Source organism: Pseudarthrobacter sp. NPDC055928, from assembly GCF_042270935.1.
GTDB lineage: Bacteria > Actinomycetota > Actinomycetes > Actinomycetales > Micrococcaceae > Arthrobacter.
Window position 1 is genome coordinate 19,620 of record NZ_JBHJZH010000006.1, and the last position, 12,418, is coordinate 32,037.

The window sequence follows — 12,418 nt, forward strand, 5'->3', positions numbered from 1 at the left end:
GGAGCCGTCAGAATGATCTGATACCCCTCAAAGTGCCTGATCGGGGCCGACCTACGTCGTCTAATTTCGTTCCGGCCCTGCGCAGATTACGCCGGCACAGGGCAACCCCCAGAGCATATGTCAGACTCCAACCTTCATTTGGAGCACTGCTGCGCTTTCCCGGGGTAACGTGCATAACACTATGAAGGTGCAGCAGGGGGACGCAGATCGGCTCGCGGCGGAGGCACGTGCGCGGGTGCTCATCGACCGGCAACTCGCTGAGGCAGGTTGGTCCGTACAGGACAAGCGGAACCTCAACTTGTTTGCCGCCCAGGGCGTGGCGTGCCGTGAGGTCGTCATGAAACCAGGCCATGGCCGCGTGGACTATTTGTTGTACGTTGATCAGCGTGCTGTCGGTGTGATCGAGGCAAAACCTCAGGGCACAACACTAAGCGGCGTGGAGTGGCAGTCCGCCATGTATGCCGAGGGGCTGCCCCCCGATGTACGGCTCAAGGCTCTGACACACGACGGCCGGTTGCCTTTCGTCTTCGAAGCGAGCGGCACCGAGACCCACTTCACCAATGGTTACGACCCCGACCCTCGCGCACGCCGACTCTTCAATTTCCCCAAAGCGGAGACACTGGCTCGGATCCTGCGCGACGCGGAGAGCGACCCCGCCGCGCCCACATGGCGGGCCAAAGTCCGGCACCTCCCTGCGTTGGACACAATCGCACTGAGGCCAGCCCAGATCACCGCAATCCACGGAGTGGAGCAGTCGCTCGCCGCCCAACACCACGACCGCTCTCTGGTGCAGATGGCGACCGGTGCCGGCAAGACCTTCACCGCGGTCACGAGCTCGTACCGGCTGCTGAAATTTGGTGGGTTCCAGCGGATCCTGTTCCTGGTCGACCGCAACAACCTGGCTGACCAGACGTCGGCAGAGTTCCAGAACTATCAGACTCCCGGAGACGGGCGGCGGTTCACTGAAATCTACAACGTCGACAAGCTCACCAGCGCCGGCATGCTCGGAAGCAGCAACGTCGTGATCTCCACGATCCAGCGCGTTTTCAGGGCGCTTCAGGGCGACGAGGTGACCGCCGATGACGACCCGGGTCTGGACGACTTCGTGCCGGACGCCCCGGTCACTGTCGCCTACAACTCGCAGCTACCACCCGAGACGTTCGATTTGGTGATCGTTGACGAGGCGCACCGCTCGATTTATGGAGTTTGGAGGGGCGTGCTCGAGTACTTCGATGCACATGTTGTTGGCCTGACCGCCACTCCTGGCAAGCAGACGTTCGCGTTCTTCCGGCAGAACCTCGTGTCGGAGTACACGTACCCGCAGTCGGTCGCGGATCGTGTCAACGTCGACTTCGACCTCTATCGCATCCGCACTGAGATCTCCGAGCGCGGCGGCCGCATCGAAGCCGGCACGATTGTGCCCAAGGTCGACCGGCGCACTCGCAAGGAGCGCCTTGAAGCGATCGAAGAGGACTACGAGTACACGCACAAGCAGCTCGACCGCGCTGTCACCGCCAAGAGCCAGATCCGGCTGGTACTGGAAACCTTCCGCGATCGGCTATTTACCGAGATTTTCCCGGGCCGCTCGACTGTGCCCAAAACACTGATCTTTGCCAAGGACGACGCGCACGCCGAGGAAATTGTCACTACGGTGCGTGAGGTCTTCGGCAGGGGTAACGACTTCGCTGCCAAGATCACTTATAACGCGCGCGACCCCAAGGGTCAGCTGCAGGCTTTCAGGACCTCCCCCAGCCTCCGCATTGCGGTCACCGTCGACATGATCGCCACCGGTACCGACGTCAAACCGCTGGAGTGCGTGTTCTTCATGCGCGATGTCCGATCGGCGCAGTACTTCGAGCAGATGAAGGGCCGGGGCGCCCGCACCATTGCACCCGCGGACTTCCAGTCTGTCACACCTGACGCGTCGACCAAGACCCGGTTCGTCATCGTCGACGCGGTTGGAGTTACGGAGCACGACTTCGTCGACCCGCCGCTCAATCGGGACAAGGGCATCTCGCTCAAGAAGCTGCTCGACAAGGCAGCGGCGCTATCCCTCACCGAGAACGAAACCGCCACGCTCGCCTCACGGCTAGCGAAGCTTGAGCTCGACCTCACACATGCTGAGCGCGGTGAGCTCGATACTGTTGCGGGGATACCGATGCGGGACCTAGTGCGGGGGCTAGTGGACGCGGTCGATCCAGATACCCAGGCGCTGTCGGCCGCGGGAGCGGTCGATCCGGTCGGAGCAGTGCAGCAACTCCTAAACGCCGCCATCAAGCCGCTCGCCGCGAACCCCGAACTACGTAACCGCATCCTCGAACTTCGCGCCACCCACGACCGGGTCATCGACGAGGTCAACGCCGACAGGCTCGTCGAAGCGGGCGGCGTCGTAGACACCAGTCGGGCGCGCTCGATCGTCGACTCCTGGCGAGCCTACCTCGACGAGCATCGCGACGAGATCACAGCGATCCAACTGCTTGGCGAAGCCCGTGAAGGGCGTATCGCCTTCGCCGACATCCAAGAGCTCGCCAACCGAATCAGCAGGCCCCCACACAACTGGACCCCCGACATCATTTGGAACGCCTATGAGGTGCTGTATGCCAGCCGCGTGCGGCACAGCGACCGGCACACCCTCACCGACCTAGTGTCGCTGCTACGCTATACGGTCGGCGTTGATGACGAGTTAGTGCCGTACGCCGACCGTGTGCGTGAACGGTACGCTGGGTGGCTGACTCAGCAGAAACAGCACGGGACCGAGTTCTCGCACAATGAAAGGTGGTGGCTAGACCGCATGGTCGAAGTGATCGCAGCTTCCGCAGGAATTACCGTCGAGGATCTCGATCGATCGCCATTCACCGAACGCGGCGGCGTCGACGGCGCCCTCCGCGACCTCGGCGACCGGGCAGGCACCCTTCTCGACGATCTCAACATGGAACTCACCGCATGAATTGGGAGCAACGACCGCTCAAAGACATAGGTCAATGGATTGGCGGCGGCACGCCGTCGAAATCGCGGCCGGAGTTTTGGAACAACGGGTCAATCCCATGGCTCAGTCCGAAGGATATGGGCCCACCCGTACTCGCCGACACTGAGGACCACATCACTCCGGCGGCAGTCGCTGGCTCACCGGTACGTCCCGTACCTGCAAACTCCGTTGCTATCGTTGTGCGTTCTGGAATCCTGGAGCGAACTCTCCCCGTCGCGATAGTGCCCTTCGAAACCACGCTCAACCAGGATATGAAGGCGGTAACCCCGAACCACGACGTCGACGCTCGCTGGATCGCGTGGGGACTCCGAGCGTTCGAAACTCAACTGCTTCGCACCACACGCAAGACCGGAACCACCGTGGCATCTATAGAGATGCCGCGGCTTTACAAATTCGAACTGCCAGTTCCCTCCCTAACTGAGCAGCGGCGGATTGTGGAGACCCTCGAAGACCAACTGTCCCGTGTCTCCGCCGCACAGCAAGCAGCGGCGAATGCAAGTCGCCGAGTGGCGAACATGTGGCAATCAGCACTTCACAACGAGATCACGGGTCCGAAGGTCCGGCTTGCAGAGCTTGCCACGGATGCACGATATGGGACGTCAACAAAATGCACAGCCTCTGGAGAGGGACTTCCCGTCGTGCGCATCCCCAACCTCGTTGCGGGGGGAATCGATCTATCCGATCAGAAACGCGCCGAGGATACGACAGTCGACCTCACGAACCTTCTCCTCAAGAAGGGTGACATCCTTATCGTCCGGACGAATGGCAGCAAGGACCTCATTGGACGTTCAGCGGTGGTGGATGGCGACTGGACTGCAGCCTTTGCCTCATACCTAATCCGGTATCGAGTGAACCTGTCGAGAGTGATTCCCCTATGGGTTCATTTCGCATTGCAGACTCCTCAGGTACGTGCCACGATCGAACAAATGGCGGCTTCGAGCGCTGGTCAACACAATCTCGGACTCAAGAAACTTGATTCATTATTGCTGCCTTGTCCGAGTATCGAGTTCCAATCGGACAAGCTATTGCGACTCCAAGAGATCGCAGACGCAGGCGCACAACTGACCTCGGCGATCGCCGCTGCGCAGAAAGGCGCGACAGCCCTTCGCCAGGCGGTGCTCACTGCGGCGTTCAGCGGGAAGCTGACCGGCCGACATACCGATCAGGAAGTCATCGAGGAGCTAACTGATGCCCGAGACGGTTACTCGGAGCCGCTGGTGACTGCATGAGCATGCATTAACGCACGCATCGAACTGATCGTGGCCAGCGTTTGGCCGAGCTGCTCGCCTCATACGGCGTGCGTTCAGGGTAGATCAGACCGTAACGCTCTACCGAGCTCGACGAGGGACTACTTCGAGACCCTTTGACGCCCGGCACGTTTCAACCAATTCACTACAGCAAACAGGAGAACTACGCGATGGCTGACGCTAGGCGACTTGTCGACAAGCTCTGGTCGTACTGCGGCGTGCTGCGGGATGATGGCGTAGGCGTCATTGAGTACACCGAACAGCTGACCTACCTGCTGTTCCTGAAGATGGCGCACGAGCGTGGGACGCGGAAGCTCGCGCCCGAGCAGATCGTGCCTGAGGAATACTCTTGGCAGCGGTTGCTCGACGCTCAAGGCGACCATCTCGAGCTCACCTACACGAAGATTCTTGTCGGCCTAGCCCGTGAGCCGGGAGTAATCGGCACGATCTTTCGTAAGGCGCAAAATCGGATCCAGGACCCGGCCAAGCTACGTCGGCTGATCGTTGACCTTATCGACAAGGAACAGTGGTCTCAGGCCGGCACCGATATTAAGGGCGACGCCTACGAGGAGCTGCTGTCCAAGGGAGCGTCAGACAAAGGCTCCGGCGCTGGGCAGTACTTTACGCCACGTGCCCTCATCCAGGCGATCGTCGACGTCATCCAGCCCACCGTCGCCGATACTGTGGTGGACCCCGCATGCGGAACCAGCGGTTTCCTCCTCGTCGCCCACGAGTACGCCTCACATGGTGCGGAGGCGATGACGCCTACGCAGCGCGATCACCTACGCGACACTTTCGCCACCGGCTACGAGCTGGTAGACGGTACCGCGCGGCTCGCTGCGATGAATCTGCTGCTGCACGGCATGGGGACTTCGAACGGCGACTCGCTCATCGAGGTGCGCGACTCCCTCATCGCCGATCCAGGTAAGCGTTGGTCGGTGGTGCTGTCGAACCCGCCATTCGGGCGAAAGTCGTCACTGACGATGGTCGGCGCCGATGGCCGTGAGGTCCGGGAGGACCGGGAGATCGAGCGGCAAGATTTCGTTTGCACCACGAGCAACAAGCAGCTCAACTTCGTCCAGCACATAGCCACGATCCTCGACACTAACGGTCGCGCAGCAGTCGTCCTGCCCGACAACGTGCTCTTCGAGGGCGGCGCTGGGGAGACAATCCGGCGCAAGCTGCTCTCCGACTTTGATCTCCACACAATGTTGAGGCTGCCGACCGGGATTTTTTACGCCCAGGGTGTGAAGGCCAACGTCCTCTTCTTTGACAAGAAGGTCGCCCGTCCAGACCGGCCGTGGACCGAGCGGCTTTGGGTCTATGATCTGCGGACGAATAAGCACTTCACGCTCAAACGGAACCCTCTCCGCCGCGCCGACCTCGACGAATTTGTCTCGGCATACCGGTCTGCCAACCGCCCCGCGCGCACCGAGTCCGAGCGCTGGAAGTCCTTCACGTATGACGAGATCGTCGCCCGTGACAAGGCCAACTTGGACATCACCTGGCTTAAGGACGATTCACTCGAAGACCTCGACAACTTACCCTCGCCCGACGTCATCGCACGCGAGATTGTCGAGGAACTCGCTGCTGCTCTCGCCGAATTCGAAGCAGTAGCTGCAGCACTTGAGAATCAGCTGCTGAACTAAAGTGCACGGGCCAGGGCACCACCGCACCGGCTTGTCAGCAGTATGCTTCCTCTTCAGTCCTCGGTCTGGCGTGCGATGAAGCCCGCCATTCCAGGGACAGTGAACTGAATGGAACCGTACTCCGGCGCGTACACAACGCCCTTGGCGATGAGCCGTGAGCGGACCACGGCAAGCTTGTTGGTTGGCTTTTCCAATCTCGCGGCCACCTCTCCCGTCGAAGACGGTCCGTCGCCGTCCCGGGCCATGGCTCTCAGGTACCGGCGTTCCCCCGGTGTGGCCCGCTGCCAGCGTGCTTCGAAGAATCCGTGGTCAAGGTCGATGGTGCCGTAGCTGATGGCCAGTCGGGCGTCATCCTCATCAATGACTTTTCCGGGCGCCGCATCCCAGGCTGCGCGGCCGTACGTCTGAAGAAAGAAGGGATATCCGTCCGCCGCAGCGAGCAGCATGGAAAGCGCCTGGTCCGTGGTCGAGGCGCCAAGCCGGTTGATGGGCACCGTAAGCGCCTCCGCGGCTGCATCGGGATTCAGCTGTCCAATAGTCCGGTAGAGGAAGAGACGTTCCCCGTAGGTCCTCGCTTCCGAGACCTTCCCTGGAAGGTTGGGCAGGCCGGCACCGATCAGGTAAAACGGCCACCCGCGCTGCCCGGCCAGGTGTTGAACGGAGAGCAGAGCCGTCAGCAGTTCCTCATCGAGATCCTGCATCTCATCAATGAACAGCCCGAACCCTGATCTGGCCTTCTTCATCGCCAGGGAAACGTCTTCGACAAGCTCCTCAATGTCGATGTCTAGTTTGCCGGAGTCAGCCCTTCCGTTCTTAGTGCTCACCGAGGCCGATACCCCCGTCACCCCAAGGCTGGCAGTCACGTTACCTATGCTCGCCATGACGTCTTTGAGGTAGGACCAGACAGGTGTTCCCCGGAGTCTGCGCGCCCCGACCTCGAGCTCACGGGCAAGTTTCGCGCGGGTCGCTCCCCTGCCGGCATCTCCCGGTTGGGCTTCTAACTGGATGACAAGCCAGTCATTACGCCTCGCCTGGTCAGCGAACACATTCAGCAGTACGGTCTTACCCACGCCACGCAGACCGGACAGAATCATCCCCCGGTCCCCGACCGTGTTGGACTTGGCGCGCGCGACCAGCAAGTCGAAGGCATCAATTTCGCCCTGCCGCCCGACAAGCTCCGGAGGTTTTACGCCGGAGCCGGGTGCGAAGGGGTTCATTGAGGGATCCATCCCCCGAGTATAGAAAACTATATGAGCTAATAACAACTACTGTTATAAGCCTGTAGTTTATGTTACTGTTTGTGGTGTCGGTGCTAATGCTGCAGCGACCTGCTCCAAGCCCGAGGCCCAGCTCAGGATGTCCCGCAACCTTGGAACCGCGTCACTGGTCGGACCATAGCTCGACAGAACGAATGAGATTGGGGAGGAACGGGTGGCATTCAAACGAAGGCCTTTGTTGACGGCGGAACAATTCGACGATCCGGTTGATCTCTACAATTGGGTGTCCGAGCGAACTGGCGCCCCGCCGCTCTGGGACCACCAGGGGCAGGTGTTGCGCGGATGGCACCAGCAATTCGTCAGCGCGCGTGACGTTGCGTTGGAGTTGCCGACGGGGGCAGGAAAGACGTTAGTGGCAGGGGTGATCGGTGAGTTCCAACGCCGCACGGCCGGCGACAGGGTGGCCTACCTCTGCTTGACCAAGCAGCTCGCCGCGCAGACCGCCGACCGGCTTGGCGAGTACGGCATCCCGACCGTGCTGCTTACGGGGCGAGTGAAGACATGGGACCAATCAGCGAGGGCCCGTTACAGGTCGGGCGAAGCCGTGGCGGTCAGCACCTACTCTCATGTGTTCAACGGCAACCCGGCCCTCGACGACGTCACGACACTGCTGTTGGATGATGCTCACGGTGCGGCCGACTACGTTGCCGGTCCGTGGTCACTGACCATCGACCGTGGCCCCGTCTATCACGATGTACTGTCACTGATCTCTGACAGTTTGGACAGCCTAGTGGTGCAGGGACTGCGTCGCGATGGCGCCGACGCTGACTACCGCGCCGGGGTCTACCTGGCTTCACCCCACGGGGTCGCCCAGGTCAAGGATGACCTGGAGACACTACTCCATCAAGCGGCGATGTCCGGTGGGCTCTCCGAGGAGGCTAGCTGGGCAAGGAAAATGCTTGAGGGCAACGTCGACCGCTGCCTGATCTACATCTCACACCGGAGTCTGCTGATCCGGCCGCTGATCCCGCCCACCGGCACCCACCCAGCCTTCGACGACCCGGCCCGCCGCATATACCTCAGTGCCACCCTCGGCCACGGTGGGGAATTGGAACGCGCCTTCGGGCGCCGCAAGATCAAGCGCATCCCCGTCCCGAAAGGCTGGGACAAGCGCGGCACTGGACGGCGGCTGTTCTGTTTTCCGCAGTTGACGACCGACTTGTCCCGCAAACCCGACGATGTCCCGGCCTGGGTCAAGGAAAGGATCAAGGAGGCGGGTCGGGCTGTTGCGATCGGACCGGACTTCCGCACCATCGCAACTCTGGTTACCGAGTGCGTCCCGGACGGCTTCGAAGTTTTGACCGCCACGGATGTCGAAGACAGTCTCGACCCCTTCATCGACAGTGATGCGGCTCTGTTGACGTTGAGCAATCGCTACGACGGCATCGATCTGCCTGATGAGGACTGCAGGCTGGTGGTTCTCGATGGCCTGCCGGCTAAGGGCGACCTGCAAGAGAGGTTCCTCTACAGCGCGCTTGGCGCCCAGAACGTTCTGCAAGAGCGCATCCGTGCTCGCATCGCTCAGGGAGCTGGGCGGGCCACCCGCAATTTCCGGGACTACTCCACCGTGATTGTGCTCGGCGACGACCTTGTCAGCTATCTCACCCGCAACGACGTACAGTCTGCGTTCCACCCCGACCTGCATGCCGAGATCGAGTTCGGTTGGCAGCAAAGCCTTGACGGCGACAGTGCAAACATGACCGAAAACATCGCGATCTTCGACGAGCATGGGAACGACTGGGCCAATGTTGAGGAGGACATTCTCGCCAAACGGGACCAGTACGAACGCATTGATCCGGCCGGAGCAACCCAGCTCCAAGACGCGGCCCGCGCCGAGGTCGAAGCCTGGGAAGCGATCTGGAGCGGAGACTGGACTGCGGCGTTGGAGGCCGCCCGCAAAGTGATCGATTGTCTGGTTGGCGGCCGGTCCTCGGGCCGTTACGCCGGGCTCTGGAACTACCTCGCCGCCTCGATCTCACTTCGCCTGCACCGCGCTACCGGCGACGCCCAATATACGACTACGGCTACGGCCTACCTGCGCGACGCTCGCGGCTGCGCCCGCGGAACTAAGTGGCTCGACTACCTCGTCTCCGCGGCCGACACTCTCGATGACCCCACCATGCAGGCCGAGCTGGATCCGCTCGATCAGCTCGCCGTCAACAATATCCTGACCCGGCTGGTCACCCTCGGCCGACCCATTGCATTCGACACAGCGGTCACGCAAATGCGGAAGGCGGTGTCGGAGAAGCCAGCCACTCCCTATGAGCAGGCCCTCGTCGACCTCGGCCACTATGCCGGCGCGAGCGAGAGCCTGGCCCGGTCCAAGTCCGCCGCTGCCCCGGACGGTGCTTGGCTGTTTGGCGACATCACGTGGATCTCCTGGGAGGCGAAGAGCGAAGCCAAGGACGACGGCGAGCTCGGTGCCGGCTACACCCGCGAGGCTGGAGGTCACCTGCGCTACCTCTCACGCAGTCGCGACCAAGACCTCCCCGGCGACTCCTTCGGGTTCATCGTCACCCCGCAGACACGCACTCATCCTGCTGCGGCACTCGTCGCCGAGGACCACCTCTGGCTCCTGCGCCCGGACCAAGTCCTGAACCTTCACGACAAAATCATCCGTGCCTGGCGCCGAGTCCGCAGTCTCAACAATCCGGACATGCGCGCCGTCGCTGGCATCTTCAGCCAAGAGCGAGCACTACCGACCCAGTGGATCTCAGACCTACGAACCACCCAGCTCGCAGAATTGCGAAGCACTGTGAGTGTAGTGGCTGAGTAACACCAAAGAACCTCTGTCGATGGCTTGGCTAGCCGTCTGTTCTTTCGAATCGGGATGTTCGTTACTGTGGAGGGTTGACGTCGCTAATGTCCCACTTCCTTGGTTGTGGGACACCTTCAGTGGGACATTCCCTCGCCCAGCAGGATCGCCGGGATTCCGCGTAACACGAGTGTTGGGGCATGAACCTTATGGGATGCTGGGCAATCTGGCTGTCCCGAACGTGCTTCGCTTCCCCTCACAGACAAGCAGGATCTTCCTGGTAGGCGATCATGAGAGTAGCGGATGCAACCCAAACGAGACCGATTGCCACAACAGACATCGTCCCTCCCGTGAATCCTGAAAATGATGCGGCCAAGGCCACACCCGTAGCAGAGGCTGTGCCTCCCAAGCCCGCACTAACGGTGAAAATCTGGGATCTTAGGTGTGGCGGACTGTGACGGTTGCGTAGGAATAGCATTGCCGCTGTAGCAGGTGCGGTGAATATTCCGGCCAATCCGATGGCAATACTGGTCCACACGGTTCCTGTGTCCAACGCGGCGGCGAGAGTCAGGAGGCCAGTCGCGAAGAAGCTGGCCGTCATGACGACGTGAGGGCGGCGCCGTGTGGGACATACGGTCTCGAAGATGGCTCCCAGAAGGCTGCCAAGCGCGAAAGAAGTGACCAATGCGGCCCCCTCGCTCGGTGACCCGGCCCTTTCCAATGAAAGGGCCACCGCGGCAACTGCCAAAGCCCCTTGCCCTAATTGGCTCAAGGAATAGGAAGCGGTAACTAGCGCCAGTTGCCTGTGCCCGGAAATTCTTTGTAGACCAGCTTTGATCGCTTCAAAAGGAGAACTCCTTGCCTGCGCGTGCGGGCGTAGGCCGATGGCACGGACGCACGCAGATCCCAGCGCGGCAGCTGCGGCCAGCACGATAAGCGAAACGTGAGCGGGCAAGAATGATGCACAGACGGCCACAACCGCCGGTCCGGCTACGGCAGAGGCATTGTATGAAAGGGCGTCATACGCGAACGCTCTGCGAACATCGGGAACCACACTGATGATGAAGCTCGACAGTCCCCCCATGTAGAAAGGGGTCGCCGCCCCAGCCGCGACCAGGGTGAGAAGTACAACAGGCAGCGGTATCGGCCCGATAAGGGAAGCGGTCGCCAAGGCTGTTGCTGTTATCAGTCCAGCTCCAGCAATAACGGATCCTGGCCGGCGGGCACGATCCAGGATCACTCCTGCCAGTGGCGCGGCCAGGACGCTTGGGCCCAGGGTGGCGGCAACAAGGAGTCCACCAATGGTGACGTCGTCAAATTGTTGGATCGCAAGAATAGGTAGCGCTACGGCAGCACCGAAATTCGCCATTCTCGCTGGGACCGATGCGGCGAGATAAGAGAACGCACCCATGCGTGTTTGCGCCCTTCTAAGCCTCTGATATGTGTGTTCCAAGGATTCCAAGTGGTACCGGAACCTCCCGTGTTGCGAGCGACGGGAGGTTCCGGGGAATATAGGCCCCCTTTAGGGCGGAAGGCCGATGAGACCTTCAGTCTGTTTCCGGTCCTCGGCAGAACTCGCAGTCGTCGTCACAGGTGAAGGGAATCGAAGGTGCCTCACGGCCCGGTTCACGGGCTGTCGTTCCAACCTGAGAAGGGTCTCCGTCTCTTTCCTGCAGCTGTCCTGGCGAAGCGTTCGCCGTCACAGGACGCGGCACTTTTCAGTCACAAAACGCTCCCCTTGGCCCGACCGCAGTCGGTTCGGCGTGCTGGCCATGGGTTCCTTCTTCACTAGTGAACAGGCGCGCTGGACTGAGACGGTGCCCTACTGATGAGGCGCCTGCTTCTTCAATCTCTACGCAACGGTGCGAAGCTATATTTGGCTGATCTCACGGATGAGGCCGTGGGGTACATCTGAGCTGACCACCGCGCTGTAGAGGTCGTAGCGGTGGCGGGTTACGAGAATCCCACACTTCGTCGCCGTGGCCGCCTGCATGAGGCTGCCGACTGCTTCGGACAGGCTTTCATCGCGACGCTCAGCTTCGAAGACTCTTATCGGGATTGAGTAAACGTTGTGTTCGACGTGCTCAGTTACTTCCGGTTCGTTATTTCGCATGGTTATGCCAATCGATGAATCGGATACTTGTTGGGTTCTCGGTCTCACCGGAGAGGTGTACATGGCCTGGATGTCCACGGAGTCGTCGGGACGTCGCGATCGCTTGGATTCCCGATGATTAACTCTGTCCGAGGGCTAACAGGTCAATGCTGAAACCCCCGGCGGCCGAGTTCACCATTTGGGGCACGCCGGGCAGGCTAGTGCGCAGGTCAGTTTGTCAGCCGAGCGGTGGGGGGGGGGCCCCGGGGGGGGGGGGGGGGGGGGGGGGGGGGGGGGGGGGGGGGGGGGGGGGCGCGGGGGGGGGGGGGGGGGGGGGGGGGGTGGGGGGGGGGGGGGGGGGGGGGGGGGGGGGGGGTGGGTTGGGGGGGGGGGGGGGGGGGTGGGGTTGGGT

The 12,418-nt window shown here is 61.5% G+C and carries 7 protein-coding genes; 4 read left to right on the forward strand and 3 right to left on the reverse strand.

Going from position 1 to position 12,418, the window contains the following annotated elements:
• Nucleotides 1-181: 181 nt before the first annotated feature.
• From ACFC25_RS09645 to ACFC25_RS09655, 3 genes are all read left to right on the forward strand, one after another.
• Nucleotides 182-2,947 (forward strand): DEAD/DEAH box helicase family protein, encoded by a 2,766-nt coding sequence (locus ACFC25_RS09645; protein WP_376044931.1) that lies wholly within the window; start codon nt 182-184, stop codon nt 2,945-2,947.
• Nucleotides 2,944-4,215, forward strand: coding sequence for a restriction endonuclease subunit S (locus ACFC25_RS09650; RefSeq protein ID WP_376044932.1), 1,272 nt, complete (start codon nt 2,944-2,946; stop codon nt 4,213-4,215). The genes ACFC25_RS09645 and ACFC25_RS09650 overlap by 4 nt, the downstream gene beginning before the upstream one ends.
• A gap of 188 nt (nt 4,216-4,403) precedes the next feature.
• Nucleotides 4,404-5,882 carry an N-6 DNA methylase gene (locus tag ACFC25_RS09655; protein WP_376044933.1) on the forward strand — a complete coding sequence of 493 codons (1,479 nt, stop codon included), beginning with the start codon at nt 4,404-4,406 and terminating at the stop codon, nt 5,880-5,882.
• Between the two features lie 53 nt (nt 5,883-5,935).
• On the opposite strand, the gene ACFC25_RS09660 is transcribed toward ACFC25_RS09655, so the two are convergent.
• A complete protein-coding gene (locus ACFC25_RS09660) occupies nt 5,936-7,099 on the reverse strand; it encodes an ATP-binding protein (RefSeq protein WP_376044934.1) in 1,164 nt (387 codons plus the stop codon).
• Between the two features lie 283 nt (nt 7,100-7,382).
• Between ACFC25_RS09660 and ACFC25_RS09665 the strand changes: the two genes are divergently transcribed.
• Entirely contained in the window at nt 7,383-9,935 is a 2,553-nt protein-coding gene (locus ACFC25_RS09665) for a DEAD/DEAH box helicase (protein WP_376044935.1), read from the forward strand.
• 235 nt (nt 9,936-10,170) lie between these two features.
• Here the strand turns inward: ACFC25_RS09665 and ACFC25_RS09670 are convergent, their stop codons facing one another.
• Both ACFC25_RS09670 and ACFC25_RS09675 read right to left on the reverse strand, forming a co-directional pair.
• Nucleotides 10,171-11,325 carry an MFS transporter gene (locus ACFC25_RS09670; RefSeq protein ID WP_376044936.1) on the reverse strand — a complete coding sequence of 385 codons (1,155 nt, stop codon included), beginning with the start codon at nt 11,323-11,325 and terminating at the stop codon, nt 10,171-10,173.
• 459 nt (nt 11,326-11,784) lie between these two features.
• The gene (locus ACFC25_RS09675) at nt 11,785-12,027 is read right to left on the reverse strand and encodes a hypothetical protein (protein WP_376044937.1); all 243 of its coding nucleotides are present in this window, start codon (nt 12,025-12,027) and stop codon (nt 11,785-11,787) included.
• Nucleotides 12,028-12,418 lie beyond the last annotated feature (391 nt).